This is a genomic window from Turicibacter bilis, assembly GCF_024499055.1.
Lineage (GTDB): Bacteria > Bacillota_I > Bacilli_A > MOL361 > Turicibacteraceae > Turicibacter > Turicibacter bilis.
In genome coordinates this window covers 1,937,279-1,958,096 of sequence record NZ_CP071249.1, presented here as the reverse complement: position 1 = coordinate 1,958,096, position 20,818 = coordinate 1,937,279, and the positions used below count along the sequence as shown (strand labels likewise).

Sequence of the window (20,818 nt, the reverse complement as noted above, 5' to 3'; positions counted from 1 at the left end):
ATGATATGTAGCTCTCGTGAATAACTTACCTATTTATAAGATTTACGTTATAATATCCTTACTATTCCAACTTTAGAAGAAGGTGTCATCTTATGTCAGAATCTGAAATCATCAAAGTTTATCATGAAGGAATTCAATCCGTCATTACTTTAGTTCAAGGACTTTCCACTCAAATCTCTGATTTATCTCAAACGATTGAGAAACAAAATAAAATCATTTCAGATTTAGATGCTCGCCTTAAAAAACTTGAAAAACAATCAAATAAAACAAGTCAAAACAGTAGTTTGCCTCCCTCAACCGATGGTTTTAAAAAGACAAAAAGTTTGCGTCAACCTTCAAATAAAAAACCGGGTGGTCAAGTCGGACATCAAGGTTCAACCTTAAAAATGATAAAAGATCCGGATCATGTCGTCACACATCATCCGAAAATTTGCCGAGGGTGTGGGTGTTGTTTAGAAAACGTTGAACCTCAAAAAACGATTCGACGTCAAGTTTTTGATTTACCGAGATTAAGGCTTCAAGTCACTGAGCATCAATCTCAAATTAAAGTATGTCCTAACTGTCACTTTAAAAATGAAGGACTATTTCCGAAACATGTCACACAACCGACACAATATGGGCCACATTTAACAAGTGTATTAACTTATTTCAGTCACTATCAATTGATTCCTTTCAACCGTCTGAAACAATTGACTCAAGATATTTTCAAAGCGACCATCAGCCAAGGAACACTGGTGAATATGACGAAACGATGTGATGAGTTATTAGAAACGACTGAAGCTTCAATCAAAGAAAATCTTTTGGCATCAAATCATCTTCATTTAGATGAAACAGGCTGTTATGTCAATGGAAAGAGACACTGGCTTCACGTGACTTCAAATCAAAAATTCACGCATTACTTTGTTCATGAAAAGCGTGGCTCTCAAGCAATTGAAGCCAATGGCATTCTTCCCTCTTTCAAAGGAACCGTCATCCATGACCATTGGACCCCGTATTTTAAATATGATGATTGTACGCATGCTTTATGTAACGTTCATCATTTAAGAGAGTTTAAAGGAATCATCGATTTTGAGAACCAACAGTGGGCAAAAAACATGACGAAATTATTACTTGAAGCTAAAACTTATTCAGAAGAGACGGAATATCCTTTACCCTTATCTAAAATACAGGAGTTTGAGAAACGATACCAACAAATCATCGAAGAGGGTTACCGTGAGAATCCTTTAAAACTGCATGAAAAGAATACGGATTCCGTTCGATTACTCAATCGTTTATCGAAACGACAAGAAGAAGTATTAGAATTTCTGTATCAAGTTGAAGTTCCGTTTGATAATAATTTAGCTGAGCGTGATGTCCGAATGACTAAAACTAAACAAAAAATATCCGGATGTTTCCGAACAGAAAAAGGTGCTCATTGTTTCGCCCGAATCAGAGGTTTCATCTCTACTTGTCAAAAGCAAGGATTAAATATTATCGAAAGTATTGAAACCATTTTAATGGGAAATACGATTCAATTTTCATAACATTCACAAGGAGTACTTCACTAAATGAGCACTCCTTTTTGTGATACTCTTTTCTACTAGGCTGAATAGTTACAAATATTTTTTCATTTTTATATCATTATTTTATATATTTATTAGTCTAATGTTGAATCCATACTTCTTGAAATAATACTTCCATCAACACCACTGATTTCAAAATCATATTCTGTTGTTCCTTCAACAACCGTCACATCATACACTAAAACACCCATTTCATAGTCAAATGAAATTTCAATAATAGTTCCATTTGGGACTTGACTTAAAGCAATTTCTCTCGCTTTCGCTTCATCAATTGTTACTCCTTGCGTATTCGTTGAATTAGAAACTTGGTTAATTAACTCTTTATCTTGACTTACAATACTACCATCAACAGCACTAATTTCAAAGTCATACTTATATGTCTCATCAACTACTGTCACATCATAAACTAAGCGAGCATCATCGTGATCTAGTTTGATACTAACAATTGTTCCTTTTACTTGATTATTTACAATTTCTTTAACCTTTGCTTCATCAATTGTCACCGTGTTCGTTCCTGTTGGATGATTTTCTAAACTTCTTTTTAAGATACTTCCGTCAACAGCGCTAATTTCATATTCATATTCAGTCGTTCCATTAAGAACCGTAATATCATAATTAGGCGTATAATCATCCATATCATATGAAAATTCAGTGACTTGACCGCCACCGGCTTCTTTTAATGCGATTTCTTTTGCTTGTTGTTCATCAATTTTTGCTTGATTCGTTGTATTAATATTCGTATTAGGATTTGAATTTGTTGTTGGATTAACCGGTTGGTTGTTTGCTGAGCATCCAAATAAAACAAATCCAGTTAATAACATTGAATATAACGCTGTCTTTCTCATAACAGTCCTCCTTATAAATTGAATTATTATTATTTTTATAAAATTTACCTTTTTTATGTATTAAATAGTTATGTATTTTATAATTTATCCTCTAATTATAAATTAACTATTATGCATTATACACTAGTAGTATAACAAACACTACTGTATATTGTCTAGTAGTGTGTTAAAAAAAGTAGCTGTATCTATTCAGCTACTAATAATTGTTCAGCCATTAATAAATCTTCTGGTGTCGTTAACTTAATATTTGTATAAGCACCTTTAACGACACAAACTGGTATATCCGTATACTTTTCGATTAAACTCGCTTCATCTGTTCCTAAGAAATGTGTTTTTTTTGCAGCTTCATGAGCCTTTTTTAGTAACTCAGTCGGTGCGGCTTGAGGCGTTTGAACACTGTACATCTCATCACGATTTGGCGTTTCAACAACTACTCCATTTACGACACGCTTCATCGTATCTTTTACTGGAACAGCAACAATTGAAGGATGACCCTTTTTCGCTAATTCAAAGCATTCTGAAATCATTTGTTGTGTCACAAATGGACGTGCTCCATCATGAACTAACACCACTTCTTCACGAACAACCTGTAATCCATGATAGACACTATATTGTCGTTCTGACCCACCTGATACGATTTCAATACGAGGGTTCTTTACCCCGGCATCACTTAAAAGTTGTTGCATCGTTTCAATTTCTAATTCATTGACAACTAAAACAACTTGTCCACATGTTACATCATTTAAAAACTTTTTTATCGTATGAACAACAACTGGTTGTCCTTTGATTTGATGTAACATTTTATTATATCCAAGTCCCATACGACTTCCAATTCCCGCTGCTAAGACTATTGCACTATACATCTTTACACCTCTGATAATAAATAAGCCCCCATTTCAGTGGGAGCTCTTTCATTTTAAAAATTATAAAATAATCTCTTTAATTTGATCATCTTTACGATCTAAATAGTGAACTGATTGAATACGACGAACAGTACGAGATTTCCCACGAATTAATAATGTTTCTGTTGTTGCCATTCCATCTTCACAAATAATTCCTTCTAATAAATCACCTTTTGTGATTCCTGTTGCTGAGAACATCACGTTATCGCTCTTTGCCATATCTTCTAATTTTAAAATTTGACCTGGTTTAACACCCATTTCATCGCAACGACGTGCTTCATCTTTACTCATACGAATATTTTCTTCTGTTTCACCTTTAACATCTTTACGTAAAACTAAACGTCCTTGCATATCTCCATCTAAAGCACGAATAACAGCAGCTGAAACAACACCTTCTGGTGCTCCACCAATTCCATAAACCATATCAACTTCACTAAATGGCATACAAGTTAAGATTGAAGCAGCAACATCTCCATCTGGAATCGCAAACACACGTACACCTAAAGCTTGCATTTGTTTAATTTGCTCATCATGACGTGGTTTAGCAAGTGTCATCACTGTCAAAGCTGATAATGGCTTGTTTACTGCCTCTGCTACACGACGAATATTTTCTTCTAATGATAAATTTAAATCAATAACACCTTTTGCTTTTGGACCAACAATGAGTTTTTCCATGTACATATCTGGTGCTTTTAAGAATGACCCTTTCTCTCCAACGGCTAACGTTGTCATCGCATTTGCTTGTCCCATTGCTGTCATACGTGTTCCTTCAATTGGGTCTACTGCGATATCGACATCATCACCAAATCCAGTTCCAACACGCTCTCCGATATATAACATTGGCGCTTCATCGATTTCACCTTCACCAATGACAATCTCACCGCGAATATTAATCTCATTTAATACGTGACGCATCGCAAGTACGGCAGCTCCATCTGCTGCGTTCTTATCTCCGCGTCCTAACCATTTATACCCTGCTAAAGCAGCTGCCTCAGTGGCACGAGAAAACTCAATTGCTAATTCACGTCTCATGTTGAAACCCTCCTAAATGATAAATTTCCTCTCTCATTATATCAAAAAATGTTAATTATTGCTGAACTTTCGATGATTTCTGAAACAATTTTCACTATCTTACCGCAGTCATCTTATCCATCAAAAACACTAAACTGTCTTACAAATGGCTGACCTTCGCAACTACTTAAAATTTCCTCATTTTATAGAAGCCTAATTAATTTTCGCTTCCTAAAACATTTAGCAAAACTTTAATCTATCAGATGTAGCCATAGAGAATATCTTTTTAACAAACTAGTAGAACACTATTTATCTAGTTTTTAACGAATCAAAGATATCTGTTACGGCATATAGAACCTCTTTTAAAAAATTCAGACAATTAAAATTTATGCTAAAAAGGTGAAAAAATGATCAGTTTCTATATAACTTTTACTTCTTCCCTATCTTTCATACAAAAAAATCACCTCTAATAAATTAAGAGGTGATTTTTTTTAAATAGCTTTAGCTAATGCATCAAAACTAATCGTTAACCATTCTTGGTATTTTTCTTTTTCTATTTGTCCCACTTGTAGAAAATGATAAGCTTCAACAATCATTGAATGAGGATAATCTTTTGGATCAAGTAATAAATGCTTTTTATCTTTTTCATATAAGTCCAAATAATGTTGACTAACTTCCTGTTCACGAATAGTAAACAAGAATTTATTTCCGATATATGCCACAAAAGCCCCAATGATAAGATAAAAAACACGATTTCCAATCACAATAGATCCTGTTGTTCCAATAATAGCAGCCCCTAAAGCTTGAACGGTTATAAAAATCATCTTCAAATCATAACGATTCATATACGTCCCAATATAAGAAGCACCCAAAACAATCATTGCTAGCTGGGAATCATTTTTAAATACGCTAATTAAAATAATAAATAAAATAACACCAACAAAGGTCCCAAGGAATCGATAAATTGTTTTCTGACGACTCTCCTCGAATCCTGGCTGAACAAGGGCAAGAATAGTAAAACAAAACCAACGTCCATAAGTCAGATTAAATAATTGAACAATAAATAACGAAAGTCCAACTAAAATAGCTAATCGAAGTGAAAATTTATAAGCATATGACTCTTTATCAATTCCCTTGACAAATTGTTTTAATAATCCCTGCTTATAAAGAGGATATTCTTGCTTTTTGGCACCCTGTAACACTTGAACTGCTTTTTTAAAATTAATGATTGAAACGGGCATTGCGTCCTTTTCCCACTTACTAATTAATTTGTTGGCATCTGATAAATCTCCTTCTTGTAGGTCTTTAATAAAGGTATAAAGTTCATTAAGCACTGTTTTATCAATATGCCCTGCTTTATAATCTTGGGCTACATCGTCTAATAAATAATACATTTTTTCAAATGCAATTATTTCAGTTATGCGATACATACTTTCTGGCGTTAACGGCCCTTTAAAACTTCGTCTATCGTATGTTACTTTCATAAATTGACTGACTCCATCTTGAAGCGACATCGCCTCTTCTGGATAGCTACGATTATCTCCTGCAACGATTCGTTCCATTCGCTGATGCAAACAGGTTAGTACCCTATCTAATTGTGTATTTAAAATGTTAGTGTAAGTATTTCGATTAAATACCCATTGTAATCCAACAATCATAAACGTCCCGCCAGTTAATGCAACTAGACGTCCAGGTAATTCACTTAATGTTGGAGGAGAATTCAGGGTTAAAAATAAATAACCTAAAATAAAAGAAAAATGATACGGCTTTTTATTTCCTGCTACGGTACCGTAAGTCACATAAAAAATAAAGAAGAAATTAATTACTAATCCTAGAATAGGATTTAATAAGGTTAAATAACTTAAAATTCCCATCAATAAATTAATGATCAATAATTCAATAGTTAACACGCCTAAGTTTTGTGTTAAGTCTTTTTCAGTAATAGCTAATCCAATGATTAAAACAACAATTCCAACCATCTTATTAGTCACTCCAAAAATATTTTGAAAAAACATGACAAAGACCAAATTTAAAATAAACATAATTGTCTTTGAAATAAATTTTTGTTTCACTAGACCACCTTCCCCCAAAAAATTTAATATTGAATAATTTAACAGACAACAATTAGAAAGTCAAATCATTTTTAAACTCTGAAAATTAATGGTTCGCCTATTTTTTATTTTTTCATAAAAATTATAATCATTAAAGCAAAAATTAATTATATTGAATAACGGTAAAATTTTCAAAATAAAACCGCTTTTAATTTGTCTTTTTAATTGTAAATTATTGTATATAAGAGTATAATTTGTCAATGTGAAAAAACTAGGAGGGAGTAGAAACAATGTTGTCTTACGAATTTCTATTTGACATTGCTTTAATTTTAATGAGTACAAAGCTACTCGGATTACTAACTAAAAAAATTCAATTACCACAGGTTGTAGGTGCCTTGTTGGCAGGATTATTACTCGGCCCGGCTTGTTTAAACATTTTACATGAAACAGACTTTATTCTCCAAGTTGCTGAACTAGGCGTGATTGTTTTAATGTTTACGGCAGGGCTCGAAACAGATATTAAAGAATTGAAAAAGACAGGAAAAGCTTCGATTGTGATTGCTATCCTAGGGATGATTATTCCCCTAGCTGGTGGATTCGCTCTTGCTTCAATATTTAATAAAGGCGGAATCTCAGATGCAACTGCTGCACCGCTATTACAAAATATCTTTATCGGAATTATTCTTACTGCGACATCGGTGAGTATTACGGTTGAAACATTAAAAGAACTCGGAAAATTAAATACTCGTGCTGGTAATGCAATTTTAGGTGCCGCCATCATCGATGATATTTTAGGAGTCATCGCCTTAACTGTCGTAACAAGTTCAACAAGTACAGATGTGAGTATCGGACTTGTATTGATTAAAATCGTATTATTCTTTATTGTGGGTGGATTTGCCGGATTCTTATTCTCTAGAGCAATGGAACACAGCATGAACCGATATAATATGGATCTCAGACGATTCGTTGTTTTATCATTCGTCTTCTGTTTATTATTATCATTCTGTGCTGAACATTTCTTCGGAGTAGCTGATATTACTGGAGCATTCATGGCAGGGTTAGTTTTATCAAACACACCTCGTAAACATTACATCATGAATCGTTTTGAAACGACGGCTTATATGTTATTATCACCTATCTTCTTCGCAAGTATCGGAATTAAAGTTGTTATTCCAGAAATGACACCGGCTTTAGTCGCCTTCTCAGTTGCTTTAGTTATCATGGCTATCTTAACAAAAATATTAGGTTGTGGACTTGGTGCTAAGCTGTGTCGCTATACTACTAAAGAAGCCATTCAAATTGGAACAGGAATGGTTTCAAGGGGAGAAGTTGCCCTCATCGTGGCTAGTAAAGGTTCAGCCTTTGGATTAATGGGAACTGTCTTCTTTGGACCAATCGTAATTATGGTTGTTGTGACAACAGTTATTACTCCCGTCCTACTTAAAATAGTCTTTTCTAAAAAATCTAGTGTCATTAACAACGAACCAGCTTTTGAACAGACGATTGCTTAATCAAAAACGACCAAGGTCACTTGGTCGTTTTTTTATTCTTCAATAATAATATTTTCAGCCGATAATGAATAACCAAAAAGATATAAATCTTCTGCCTGCTCGAAATCTTCATCATCCGTGCCTGTTGATTCAAATGCAAAGAAACTACTAAACGAGGTCATCCCGCTACCGGTAGTAAATACTCGAGTTTCTTTATAACATCCATTATAATCTCCCTCTATACCTGCTACGGTTGTCAATGTTTCATACGTTAATTTTCCATCTTCATTCGTGTCAATCCGAACAATCTCTGTCATTGCTGTATACTCTTTCTCCTGATAACTGAATTTTTCTGTCCAACTATTTCCGACTTCAAGCGGTAATTTTAATAAAACTTTATTAGGTATAATCGAATTTAATAGTCTTTCATCTTTTAGCTGATTATACGGATCTTCATTATAAATATGTTCAATAACGGCTTGATTGGTAATTTCATAAGTTAATTGGAATACTCGAGATTCGCTTTCTCCATACCCATCCGTCATCATCCCATCAAATATGATCTGAAAGACAGAACCACATTCTTGAGCTGTTTTCAGTGTTTGAAAGTGGCCATATTCCGCATATCCATTAAATAATTGATACATATCGACCATTTTAGGAAAAATATCAAGTAACTCTTGATTATACGGATTTTCTGGAGCCATGATCATCTCATCAGATTCATCTGTCGGAATTTGAAGCTGATTTAAAATCTCATATGATTTAGCTTGGGTCTGGGCTGGATAACTTGTTGTCATCGTCTCTTCAATAATCACACGTAATATCATTCCAACTTCAACACCTTCGACATTTGAAACAAAAATGACATCATAGTCCCCATCCATCCATTCCTCATACGTCTTTACTAAGTCTTCTGAGCTAATCTCCTTTTTTTGAGATAATAATACCGAATTTGGGTCAACTTGAAGAACCAATCCCTCTATCGTCATAGAATGTTTACCTTGCCAGATTTGTAAACATCCAAATAAGATGATGAGTAGTACACACCCACTAACCAACCATTTCTTCACTCTTTACCACCTCTTTCATGGTTTTCGTTTACGCCCCTTAAATAAACATCGCATGATAAGGATCAACACGAATAAAATGACGCCATACGGAACTAGCCCAAGTAATTTAACTACTAGCCATCGTGTCACTTGAATAATTCGATTTAATTGAACCGAAAGCTCATTTTGAATCATAACTCCCCATCTTGAATCATCATAGATTTCTCCCTCTTTCAGTTCAAAGACTATCGTCACCTTATTTCTCGCAACTTCATCTTGAGCTTTCAAGGCAGACCATTTATCCATCTCTACTTGAACTCGTGCTAATTCTTCTTCCAGTTTGATAATGTCGCTAACGGTCTCTGCCTCCAAAAGGAGTGTCTGATATTTTGATTGCTGCATACTTAAATTTGACAACCAACTGTCTATATCTTCCGTTACTAAGACTTCACTATTAGTATATGTCTCCATCTGAGTAATTTGCCCTATGAGCTCAACCTGCTGTAAAAATTCTTCCACCTCTGTTGACTCAATTTCTAAGATACATGAACCCATGTAGCTTTCCAACATTTGATCTATTGCTACTAAACTAGATGACATCACCGTCCCCGATCCCTGTTGAACTAATACATTTAATTGTGATAAACTCTCACTAATTTGTGAAACATTCATTTTAATTGAAATATTAAAATACGTCTGAGATGACTCATCATTGATTAATGACGACGAAAGCGATGGGATTACCTCATCGCTTTCGTCACTTTCTATTCTTTCCTTAAATGATAATGGAATTAAACTAACAAGAATAAGTACCATAATTGCTGTTATCATCAACCAAAAGACACGCTTTAAAAAATTCCATACTCCCAAATCCGTCGCCCCCTTCAATAAGCTGGCTACGACTAGAACTTCAAATCATCTTTAAACATTGCTTTAAGTGCATCCGAAATGGTATCAACCCCAACAATCTCCATTCCTTTTGGAGCTGTCCATCCACCTATATTTTTCTTTGGAATAATTGCGCGCGTAAACCCAAGTTTTTTCGCTTCTTTCACACGCTCTTCAATACGAGACACACGTCGAATTTCACCCGTTAATCCAACCTCTCCCATATATACATCGCCACTTGGCGTCATCTTATCTTTATAACTTGAAACAATACTTGCCACAATCGCTAAATCGACAGCCGGTTCATCTAACTTTACACCACCAGTTACTTTTACATATGTATCTTGATTTTGTAAGAAGAATCCCATACGTTTTTCAAGCACAGCTAAAATCAAAGATACACGATTATGATCCACTCCAGATGCCATTCGTTTTGGATTACCAAATGAAGTCGGCGTTAATAATGATTGAATCTCAACTAAGATTGGACGTGTTCCTTCAATTGAGGCCATAATCGCCGTTCCTGGTAATCCTTTCGTGCGATCTTCTAAGAAGACCTCTGAGGCATTCGTCACTTCATCAAGCCCCTCTTCTTTCATATCAAAGATTCCAATCTCATTCGTTGAACCGAATCGGTTTTTAACCGCTCGTAAAATACGATACGTATGATGACGATCTCCTTCAAAATATAAGACAGTATCCACCATATGCTCGAGTAAACGTGGCCCAGCGATATTTCCATCTTTCGTCACATGTCCGACAATAAAGACTGAAATTCCACCAATTTTAGCAATTTTCATCAATTGGGCCGTACATTCACGAACTTGCGAGACACTCCCAGGTGCCGATGTTACCTCTGGCATATGAATCGTCTGAATCGAGTCGATAATGACAAACTCTGGTTTTAACTGTTGAATTTGACGTTCAATTAAAGTTAAATCTGTTTCTGCGTAAATATATAAGTGCTCGCTACTTACTCCTAAACGCTCAGCACGAAGTTTAATTTGACGAGCAGATTCTTCTCCTGAAACATATAATACTTGAACATTTTTATGCGCTAAATCTTGTGCCGTTTGTAAAAGTAGTGTTGATTTCCCAATCCCAGGCTCACCCCCACACAGAACAAGTGATCCACGAACAATTCCACCACCAAGAACACGGTTAAGCTCACTCATTGATGTCTGAATACGTGCTTCCTCTTTTGTTTCTATCTCTTGTAGACGTTGAGGTTTTGCCATACTTTCACTTGCTACAAAGCCACGGCGCTGTTCTGCCTTTGTGGGCTTTAATTCCTCCACCATCGTATTCCATTCGCCACAACCTGGACATCTTCCGACCCATTTTAAACTTTCTGTCCCACATTGCTGACAGAAAAATGATGTTTTTGTTCTTGCTTTCGCCATAAAATGCCCTCCTTATAAACTATATTAATTTCTATCTTTAATTATCACATAACTCAATCAGATATCCTAGCAAGAGATAAATCTTTTTCATCCAAACGCATACAATATAATAGAGCGATATCAAACTATATGAGGACTAGTAAACTCACTTAAATTTACGATAATATTTCTATTTTACCTTTTTTCTAGTAAACTTATAGTAGTTTTTGAAAATATGACCTGAGGTGATGAAATGGAAGAAATCATTCAACGCGCCATCTTAGTTGGAGTCGATTTAAATAATGATAAAAATTTCGACTATAGCGTGGAAGAATTAAAAAATCTAGCTGAAGCATGCTCCGTTCAAGTCGTTGGCGTTCTAACGCAAAAACTTGAACGTGTGAACCCAGCTTGCTATATTGGAACAGGAAAAGTTGACGAGGTTGCTTTACTTGTTGAACAAAATGATGCTAATCTTGTCATCTTTAATGATGAATTATCCCCATCGCAAATTCGTAACCTTGAGCATGGACTACAATGTAAAGTCATTGACCGTACAATTTTAATTTTAGATATCTTCGCAAGCCGTGCTAAAACGCGTGAAGCACAACTTCAAGTTGAAGTGGCTCAGCTTAAATATATGATGCCTCGTTTAATTGGACTTAATGCTTCCTTATCGAGACAAGCCGGTGGAATCGGATCAAAAGGGCCAGGGGAAAAGAAATTAGAACTTGATCGTCGTCGTATTGAAGAACAAGTTCATAAACTAAACAAAGAATTAGACTCTCTCGTTCTTGCCCGTCAAAATCAACGTAAACTTCGTAAACGCAACTCAACGCCAGTCGTTGCTTTAGTTGGTTATACGAATGCCGGTAAGTCAACAACAATGAATGCTTTACTGACTGTTTCAAATGCTCAATCAGAAAAATCTGTTTTCGAGAAAAACATGCTGTTCGCGACACTTGAAACATCAACTCGACACATTCAACTACCAGATAATAAACAATTTTTATTAACAGATACGGTTGGATTCGTTAGTAAACTGCCTCACCAGTTAGTCAAAGCATTCCGTTCAACACTAGAAGAGGTAACAGAAGCTGACTTATTACTTCACGTGGTAGACTTATCACATCCAGAGTTCCAAACTCAGATTGAAATCACGAATAAAGTGCTTGATGAATTAGGAGTTAAAGAAACTCCAATGGTATATGTCTACAATAAGGCTGATCTTGTCGAAGATGAATTCACACCTAGTACAAAAGAGGCCGTTCGTATTTCAGCTAAAAACTTAACGAATATTGATACCTTAATCGATTGTATTAAATCACACATTTTCCAACACTATGTAAAAGCTAGCTTTTTAATTCCTTACGATCGCGGAAATCTCGTTTCTTACCTAAATGAACATGCGAATGTTTTTGACACAGAGTATTTAGAAAATGGAACGTTAATTACCGTTGAATGTTCTGAGCATGATGCACATCGCTTAGCTGAATATAAAGTAAAACCACTCAACTAGTTGAGTGGTTTTTTTGCTCTTGTGGATTTGTGGATAACCCTATCTACAAAGAATGGTGTAATTTGCTATTAATGATTCAACCAGTTCATCCTGCATATCAGCATACAAGAATAAACTTTTTTCACCTAATCGAATGACTTGCAATGAAGTTTGAGAACACACATCAAAGTTATCCACAGTTGTGGATAATTCAACATAGTAACCTTTAACATCATCCACGATGATTGGTGTTACGGTATAAGATGTTTCAATATGAGGGGTTCCAATCCTATAAGTTAGATTTAGTTGATCCATAACCATTTTTAGTGTGTCAAGTGGAGTTTCTACCTGACGAGTATTGACACTCAAGTCATCATTTAAGGTAGAAATAAGGTTTAATGAATGATTGGTTGATTCCACTTTTGGAATTAAAATAAATGCCATCAAACAAACAGCAACGAATCCTAATCCACTATTCATCCATCTCCAGCTTAATCGAGACGTTAGCATTGGTTTCTCATTCATAATATAACGCAACGTCTTTTCTTTTAGTTGTTTATCCATTTCAAGTGAATCGAGTTGTAACTTCATCGCTGATTTAATCTTCTGATCATCCATACCTCACACCTCACTTTCATTCATCATTTTTTTTAATTTTTGACGTGCTCGAGATAAACGACTACGTACTGTTCCTTCAGGAATTTTTAATATTTCAGAAATCTCTTCATATGATAACTCTTTATAATAAAACAATAAAATAACTTCTTTATATTTTGATGGTAGTTTTTGAATTAATTCATATAACTCTCGATTCGTCTCTTGTTGCGCTATATCAAAAGGTTTTTCGTAATCATTCTTCGAATCTTGATAAACTCCAAAGGTGGTGACTCGCTTAATCCAACTCGTTCTCAACATATCTTTACACGTATTGATTGTAATTCGAATGAGCCATGTTTTTTCACTGCTTTGATGTTGAAATTTATCATAATTTTTCATGACCTTATAAAAGACTTCTTGAAAAACATCTTCTGCTAATTGCGTATTTTTCATATAGAAATATGCAATTTTATAAACTTCTTGCCCGTATGTTTCAATAAGTCGTTCCACTGGTTCATGGGTGCTTAAACTCACTCATTTCACCTCTTTCATATATTAGACGTTTCATCCTATGATTTCATTCCCATATGACTGAATAAATTATAACTAAAAAAACGACAAAAAAAATATTTTTTTGTCGTTTTTACTACTTTTACTCATTTTAAAAGCGACTCCCAAGAGTCGCTTAATTTAGATAGAAATGGATAAAAACTTTAAATAAACGTCTTAATCGACCTTGAAAACAGGCTAGTAATAAAAACGGTCAAATGTTAACAGTACAAAAAATCACTGCTTCTTATCTAGTTAAAATTATGATAACAATGTAGAATCTACATCAACTAAGTGATCCTTATCTTTATCTTTTTGTTTTCGATCACGTTTCCCATCCATAACCACTTGAATGACAGCTGGTCCCCCATCAGTTGGTAAGGCCATATTATCAGCCCCAACTAATTGTTCAATTAATTCTTTGAAAAAACTAAACTTATGATCCTCATATTTTGAAAGAATTTGAACTAATAATTCACTCGTTAAATGAATGCCTTCCCCTTCTAAATGTTCACATAGTTCTTCAATAAAATCAGAGTCTGGTTCTAAAAATGACTCAATTCCTAAGTCCATATTCATATCCTGCTTCATCTCGTGTCACCTCTTCATACTAAAGATTAACATTTCGTGCGTATTGAATTATCGCCTACTCGTTTTATAATCTCTATTATGACGCATTTCATTTAATTAAACAACTAATTTTCTTTGATAATAGCTTCCACTCACAACATCAATTCCAAAATCCCTAATCAAATGAAGACTAGATTCATTTTCAATTTCTGAACAACAAATCTTTACATCTTTACTCATACAAACATTAATTAACGAATTCATCATACTTAAACAATTTTTCGAAGACTTAAGATATTGAATAAAACATGAACTAATTCTTAAATAATCAATACTTAAATTACGAATAGACCCTGTTAAAGCACCAGCACCATATTCATCTAATGCAATATTAACGCCAAATTCACGTAATCGTTTAATTGCCTTTTGAATTAAAACATTTTGTTCAAATAAGATATCCTCATTCACACTAATAATCACTTGATTTGGATCAATGCCATCTTCTTTTAAATGAGTTAAAATACGAGAACACAAACATTTATTTAAGAGTGTTTGACGGGAAAACTTAATAAATAGTGATAATTTAACTGAATTTTTTTCATCGTAATCCTTTAAATAATCACAACCTAATTTAAATAAATAAATCTCTTTTTCAATATTTAAAAAAGGTGATGCCTCTTCACGCTCTTCGACAGGTAATTGATTTAAAATACTATAATCATCTAAAATATTGTGGCACTCAATACCAAATAACTGATGTCCATCTCGATAATATAGAGGACTATAATTTAACGTAAATTCACCTATGTGATTAGCCTTCTCTAATAATTGATGAATTTTAACTGAAAAATTATACCGTGTGAATTTTTCCTGACAAAAGTTAACTTCATATGAGAGTTTAGACCTTGATTTTAAAATCATTCCATAAAAACTAGATTTAACGCGTTCAATAGTTTCTTCAAATGAATCTGTCGTTGATTGGGGTAAACAAAAAGTAACAAAATAAGACTGCCCAAGCTTTTCATACCATCGTTCGACTAAGCGATTGAGCTTTCTCTTAAGTTTGATTTCACTACAACACGCTTTAAAATAAAACCATAATCCTTCTTTCTCTACTGAAAAAGTAATACTTTCTCCAATAAACTCATCAATCATTTCAATCACTTGTTTCAAAAGGGATGTGTTGAAGTCACTATAGAAACAATGATCTAATTTAAAATAACCAACGACAGTTTTAGACGTATACTCGTATCGATAAGAAATAGGAAGTTGCTTCCAACTAACTACTTTATATTTTCGTTTATTTCGAATTAAATGAATCCCGTTATAATATTGTCGATAGTTATGATATATCCCTTGCATTCGATGTTTTAATCTTTGTTCTTGATAAGAAACTTGTTGAGTTAGCTTATTTAAACTATCTTGAAATTCACTCCCCTCTACTTCATTTAGTTTACCTTCACAAGATTGAGATAAAAATTGATAAACAAATCTCAACCAACCATTTTGTTGTTTATCCTTTAAATTATTGGACAGTTTTGTAATATAATCATATAATTGCTCATCATTATCATGAACGAGATGATAAGTTAAATGATAAATTAAGCAATAAACATCAGATTGTTGAGAGGCCACCAACTCTAGAAGGTTCAAATCCCACTCAATCTCATCACTACGATTTAATTGAAATAACGAATGAGCGCATATTGCCTTTTTCATTAACAAGGTATTCTCTTGAGTTTCATCCACTGGTTCTATATTTAAAATAATCTCCTCATAATTTTCAGATAGATATAACCTTAATAATTCAATTTGATATTTTAAATAATCTGAAATATCCTGATTTTGATAATCAGCAGTAAATGTTTGAAACCTCTCGATGCTTTTACGGTGACATGAAACTAGAATAATATAAATTAACCGTTCCAAAGCATACGTCGTTAATAAAGGAATCTTTTTATCACTACCAAAAGAAGCTGCCGACATATAATAAAAGTCTGCCTCTTTAAATACACCTTTCGTTTCATAAATATAGCCTAACTCAGCAAAAATGTAACCTTTTAAGAGATTATCAGTTTCTAAATTTTCTAAAATACACTCACATTCAATTAGATACTTAAGTGCCACATTATTGGCTTTCTGTTGAGAATAATAACGTGAAGCAAAAATCAACATCGGAATTAACCATTCAAAACTTTGATTTTCCCGATAATCATTTAGTATATTCTCTAATTCTAACTCATCCTTTTCTATCTGCTCATATAATATTCCCTCGACTTTTCTGTAGTTTTCTAACAGATAACATGAATCAATAAAAAAACTTAGTAACGCATCTCTTGTTACTTTCTCGGCCATCTATAGCCCCCCTCTATATTTGTTAACCGTTTTCACATAACAATAATTATACTAACTCGTTATAAAAAAATACATAGGATAAATTGTGAGATTAAGACGAATCATTGATAGTCCATATAAAAGTACATCACTGTCCTAAATACAACTCTTTTATCTTAAAAACCTAGCTCATCATTTACTAAAATAATATTAATTTATTCTTGATCAGCTTGTGGCCACATAACAACATAATTGCAATAAATACAATCTGGACTCTTACAATCACAACATTTTAACGTCTTTGTGCAAGGCATTTTTTATTTAGACGAAGTGTATTAGCAGGAGCTACAACTTCCCCATTTCACTTAATCAGCTCATCTAAATCACGAACAATCTTATTAATTACCGCTACAATCATAACCAGATTAGCCCCCTATAACAATAATGCTATTCGATTGTTACAACCATCTAAATTATATAAATCCCCATGTTCAGTAATCAAATAAACATCCGCAAAAATATTCTCGGTATAATTAATGACACTCACTCTGTGTCAACCCTTCCACCTATGTTTGAATGAAACGATAGTCATCCTTTTGAAATTCATCTAATAACCTAACTTCTTTGAACGTCATTGAACCACCAACTCCGATTAGCTTTCCCTTCTGAACTAATGATGTAACAAGGGAAAATGCGTCTTCCTTAGAATTGGCAAATGTCGCATTAAATCCATGGCGTTTCAAGGCTTCCACTGTACGTTCTACTTTTTTATTGATGACCGTCTTCACATACTCCCTCATCTTACACTCCCCCTCAATGGACACTATTACTCCTAACATATTCACTAAGTGCTAGAATAGCAACTCAAAATTTTAAAAGTCTTTAATTAAAAACATATTGATCGTGCGTATAAATATACTTCAAAAGATCGTCATATGTAATAACAGCTTCTATCACGTCCTCTTGACGGCCACTTTCAGTTAACAATAACGCATCTAATTTTTTAGGTGACGCTTGAAAGAGATGCCAAGCCTCATAAACCGTCATCGATGAAGCGATAAATTCATACTGTGATTTTTTTTCAAAGTCTAATAAATCTTTTACTGTCCCTGAAAGCTCAATTGTATTATTTTGAATATGTTTTTGTAACCATTTCGCAATCGCTCTTGAAGTAACTAACCCTATAAACTTATTATTCTCGTAAATAGGAAGTTTCAAAATTTCCTTTTCTCCAGAAAGTTTTAAAACATCTTCAATAGAATCAGTAGCATTAAATTTTATCACTTCCGCTTTAAATACACCTACTGTCGATGGGTCCACTAATTGTTGTTCAATAAATTTAATTCGTTCGACCACTTCATCACTTGGTGTTGCAATCAATTGCTCAAAGTCATCGGTTTGATGCACAATAATATTTCGTAACTTACGGAATAAATGTAACTCATCTAAATAAAGATGAATCATGGGATGCGCCTTTGCCTTATAAAGTAAATCGCTAAACGACACATTGTCATCTGAGTCCGTATATTTCTTCAGATATTTATGTATATGATTAAATGATTCAATGAATACTAGATATCCTTCTTGTTCTACCATTTTTTACACCTCCCGAATATACAACGGTTGATAAGTTAGCACTCCGTTAATATTCGTACTTTCATATAATGTAATATTATCAAGCATCATTTCCTTTTGAATATCAATCCCTCGAGATAAATCAACTGATGGAACTAACAACTTTGCATTTCGACAAAGTGTCACATGAGGCGTATAAATAAACTCCTCTTGAGTCACTAAACGGGCTTCAACTAAAGCATCATGCAAATCCATTGCCACTTTCGTCAACGCTTCATTCGGATGCGTTCCCATATAAATAACGTAACGATTTTTCTTTTTAAAGAAGCCAATATGATCAAGCATCAAGATTATTTTCTCAACATCAATTGAATTGATGATTTCGATCAACTGATTGACACTCGCCTCCTCCATCATCCCTAGAAACTTGAGCGTCAGATGAAAATTATCATAACTCGTATACTTTGCTACTTCACAATATTTCTCCACCATTAACTGAGCATGTTTAAAATAATCTTTTAGCTCCGTGGAAAAACTAATACCAATAAACAATTGTTTCATAACTTCACCTAATTATCTTGTTTTTTATTAGGATACACTAAATCAACTAAAACTATTTGTCATTTTTGCACCAATCTACACTTTCTTTACAAAATTAAAAAAATCTACTTATAAAAAGTAGACTTTATTGATTCGCTTCAAAAACAATAGGTTCTGCTATTAGCATAACTTTCCCAGCTTTCACTCGAATAACTTCATTGGTTAGTAAATTTTTATATTCACCATCCACTGTATCAACAGAAACCTCTCCTGACTTTAAACCAAAATTAAAAATTGCAATTCGTTTTTTCACCTTTGTCTGATACATTAATCGAACCGTATCTAAGACTTCCCCTAATTCAATCGTATAAAATCCATCACGCATAATATCATCTTTTTTTAAAGAAGCTAACTGACACATTAAATCAGCCATTCCTGCTTCATTATAACGTAACCAATCCACCTTATCGATATCAAACAAACTTGGAGTATGCGTACAAAGTGCCTCTTGTCCCGCATAAATCATCGTGGCCCCTTTTTGTAGATACACAAATGCGGTCCACATTTTTAATTGCTCTACCGATTTAACTAGCGAAGCGATCCGTGCCTGATCATGATTCTCTAAGCAACGCAACTTCACATAATTCCCCGGATAAATAACCTCCTGCATTTGCACGCGCTTAATATATTCCCCTAATGGGGCACGTCCAAGTAAATAATCCTTATAGAAAGCAAACACATCATAATCATAACAAATATCAAACGCCTGATACATCTCACAATCACTATGCACCTCAAAACCTTGCGAACGAATATAATTAATAAATCCACCATCGACACTTTCTGCTAGCCAAATGAAGTCGGGATTAATCTCTGCAACCTCACGTCTAGCTCTTAGCCAAAACTCTACTGGTACAAACGATGCCACATCACATCGATATCCATCTACACCCAGTGCTGCCCAGTATTTTAAAGTCTCAATTAATTCATCCCATAACGCGACATCCTTAGAATAATCCAAATCGGTAATATCAGACCAATCACCCACACGGTTTGCGAATTGCCCGTCCTTATTAAAATAGAACCATTCAGGATGCTGGTTTAATAAATAAGAATCTCGAGACGTATGATTATAAACGACATCAATCATTAATTTCATTCCTTGTTTATACGTTGCTTCAATTAACGCCTTGAAATCTTCAAGTGTTCCATACTCAGGATTAACCTCACGGTAGTTTTGAATCGAATACGGACAACCTAACTCACCTTTCTTATCTTTCTTGCCAATCGGATGAATCGGTAACAAATATAAAATATCTACTCCTAATTGCTTAATTCGCTCTAAATCTCCAATCAGTTCACGAAACGTTCCACTTTCATTATGATTACGATTATATACTTGATAAATCACCGACTGACGTAAAGATAAATTTGTATCCTTTGCCATCTTCTATATCCCTCCTATCATTAACTACTTCTAATTTATTCTCTCGAAAGTCCTTCATGTAAAAAAACATTCGACTTCTTTATGAAGAATAACTCATAAAATATAAAAAAACTCAGGAAAAGTCCTGAGTTTCTAATAAATTAACGTTAAGATATATTGAATTGAAAAACAAGCTGTCATCATCACACAAATTAATGCCACCATCGTAATCCCACGACCTATTCCACCAGCGATTGGAAATCGATTATTAAACCATCCATAAATATTTTGCGTCAATAATCCAACAAATGCAAATGCTAAATAAATTCCCACATGTAAAAGTGCCATTTGTACAAAAAAAGGAATCGTCATAAATAAAGTTGCACCATTTGCCACCACTAAAGCAATCATCGCAGCTATCATATTAAAAAAAACAAACTCCGCAGGCTTATAATATGGACGAAACACCTTAAATAAAAAACCGATCATAAAAAATAACATTGGAAAAATCACTAATCCTAACATAAATCTCATCCCCCATAAAAT

Annotated in this window: 19 protein-coding genes; 3 read left to right on the top strand and 16 right to left on the bottom strand. The window is 34.0% G+C overall.

From position 1 onward, the window contains the following. Window positions 1–92: 92 nt before the first annotated feature. Window positions 93–1,523 carry an IS66 family transposase gene (tnpC, locus tag J0J69_RS09415; RefSeq protein WP_256637860.1) on the top strand — a complete coding sequence of 477 codons (1,431 nt, stop codon included), beginning with the start codon at window positions 93–95 and terminating at the stop codon, window positions 1,521–1,523. A 113-nt stretch (window positions 1,524–1,636) separates the two neighbouring features. Here the strand turns inward: tnpC and J0J69_RS09410 are convergent, their stop codons facing one another. From J0J69_RS09410 to J0J69_RS09395, 4 genes are all read right to left on the bottom strand, one after another. Beyond that, entirely contained in the window at window positions 1,637–2,407 is a 771-nt protein-coding gene (locus J0J69_RS09410) for a PepSY domain-containing protein (RefSeq protein WP_055243070.1), read from the bottom strand. Between the two features lie 185 nt (window positions 2,408–2,592). Next, window positions 2,593–3,270, bottom strand: coding sequence for a 2-C-methyl-D-erythritol 4-phosphate cytidylyltransferase (gene ispD, locus J0J69_RS09405; RefSeq protein WP_055243073.1), 678 nt, complete (start codon window positions 3,268–3,270; stop codon window positions 2,593–2,595). Between the two features lie 60 nt (window positions 3,271–3,330). Beyond that, entirely contained in the window at window positions 3,331–4,341 is a 1,011-nt protein-coding gene (glpX, locus tag J0J69_RS09400; protein ID WP_055243076.1) for a class II fructose-bisphosphatase, read from the bottom strand. 470 nt (window positions 4,342–4,811) lie between these two features. Next, window positions 4,812–6,392 (bottom strand): FUSC family protein, encoded by a 1,581-nt coding sequence (locus J0J69_RS09395; protein ID WP_212726170.1) that lies wholly within the window; start codon window positions 6,390–6,392, stop codon window positions 4,812–4,814. A gap of 269 nt (window positions 6,393–6,661) precedes the next feature. On the opposite strand from J0J69_RS09395, the gene J0J69_RS09390 reads away from it, so the two are divergent. Then, entirely contained in the window at window positions 6,662–7,882 is a 1,221-nt protein-coding gene (locus J0J69_RS09390) for a cation:proton antiporter (RefSeq protein WP_055305260.1), read from the top strand. A gap of 32 nt (window positions 7,883–7,914) precedes the next feature. Here J0J69_RS09390 and J0J69_RS09385 read toward each other — a convergent pair whose 3' ends face one another. From J0J69_RS09385 to radA, 3 genes are read right to left on the bottom strand one after another with little or no spacing between them, the layout of a single operon-like run. Further along, the gene (locus tag J0J69_RS09385) at window positions 7,915–8,934 is read right to left on the bottom strand and encodes a DUF3221 domain-containing protein (protein WP_256637859.1); all 1,020 of its coding nucleotides are present in this window, start codon (window positions 8,932–8,934) and stop codon (window positions 7,915–7,917) included. Window positions 8,935–8,949: 15 nt separating this feature from the next. Continuing rightward, complete coding sequence (locus tag J0J69_RS09380) at window positions 8,950–9,783, bottom strand: DUF4349 domain-containing protein (protein ID WP_212724562.1); 834 nt, start codon at window positions 9,781–9,783, stop codon at window positions 8,950–8,952. A 32-nt stretch (window positions 9,784–9,815) separates the two neighbouring features. Then, entirely contained in the window at window positions 9,816–11,204 is a 1,389-nt protein-coding gene (gene radA, locus J0J69_RS09375; protein ID WP_068759265.1) for a DNA repair protein RadA, read from the bottom strand. Between the two features lie 232 nt (window positions 11,205–11,436). On the opposite strand from radA, the gene hflX reads away from it, so the two are divergent. Further along, on the top strand, window positions 11,437–12,702 hold the full coding sequence (gene hflX, locus J0J69_RS09370; RefSeq protein WP_055275505.1) for a GTPase HflX: 1,266 nt from the start codon (window positions 11,437–11,439) through the stop codon (window positions 12,700–12,702). A gap of 39 nt (window positions 12,703–12,741) precedes the next feature. Here hflX and J0J69_RS09365 read toward each other — a convergent pair whose 3' ends face one another. The 9 genes from J0J69_RS09365 to J0J69_RS09325 all read right to left on the bottom strand — a co-directional run bounded on the left by J0J69_RS09365 (window position 12,742) and on the right by J0J69_RS09325 (window position 20,797). After that, a complete protein-coding gene (locus J0J69_RS09365) occupies window positions 12,742–13,299 on the bottom strand; it encodes a hypothetical protein (protein WP_055275503.1) in 558 nt (185 codons plus the stop codon). A 3-nt stretch (window positions 13,300–13,302) separates the two neighbouring features. Continuing rightward, on the bottom strand, window positions 13,303–13,812 hold the full coding sequence (locus tag J0J69_RS09360; protein ID WP_055243497.1) for an RNA polymerase sigma factor: 510 nt from the start codon (window positions 13,810–13,812) through the stop codon (window positions 13,303–13,305). A 276-nt stretch (window positions 13,813–14,088) separates the two neighbouring features. Next, window positions 14,089–14,418, bottom strand: a complete 330-nt coding sequence (locus tag J0J69_RS09355) for a hypothetical protein (RefSeq protein ID WP_055243496.1) — start codon at window positions 14,416–14,418, stop codon at window positions 14,089–14,091. A 96-nt stretch (window positions 14,419–14,514) separates the two neighbouring features. Continuing rightward, complete coding sequence (locus J0J69_RS09350; RefSeq protein WP_212724561.1) at window positions 14,515–16,752, bottom strand: EAL domain-containing protein; 2,238 nt, start codon at window positions 16,750–16,752, stop codon at window positions 14,515–14,517. A 545-nt stretch (window positions 16,753–17,297) separates the two neighbouring features. Continuing rightward, window positions 17,298–17,531, bottom strand: a complete 234-nt coding sequence (locus J0J69_RS09345; protein WP_237252772.1) for an LUD domain-containing protein — start codon at window positions 17,529–17,531, stop codon at window positions 17,298–17,300. Between the two features lie 82 nt (window positions 17,532–17,613). After that, the gene (locus tag J0J69_RS09340; RefSeq protein WP_055243494.1) at window positions 17,614–18,327 is read right to left on the bottom strand and encodes a CBS domain-containing protein; all 714 of its coding nucleotides are present in this window, start codon (window positions 18,325–18,327) and stop codon (window positions 17,614–17,616) included. Between the two features lie 3 nt (window positions 18,328–18,330). After that, window positions 18,331–18,867, bottom strand: coding sequence for an RNA 2',3'-cyclic phosphodiesterase (gene thpR, locus J0J69_RS09335; RefSeq protein ID WP_212724560.1), 537 nt, complete (start codon window positions 18,865–18,867; stop codon window positions 18,331–18,333). 124 nt (window positions 18,868–18,991) lie between these two features. After that, window positions 18,992–20,293: an alpha-amylase family glycosyl hydrolase gene (locus J0J69_RS09330; protein ID WP_212724558.1), complete on the bottom strand. Its 1,302-nt coding sequence runs from the start codon at window positions 20,291–20,293 to the stop codon at window positions 18,992–18,994. A gap of 132 nt (window positions 20,294–20,425) precedes the next feature. Then, the gene (locus J0J69_RS09325) at window positions 20,426–20,797 is read right to left on the bottom strand and encodes a hypothetical protein (RefSeq protein ID WP_212724557.1); all 372 of its coding nucleotides are present in this window, start codon (window positions 20,795–20,797) and stop codon (window positions 20,426–20,428) included. Between the last annotated feature and the right edge of the window lie 21 nt (window positions 20,798–20,818).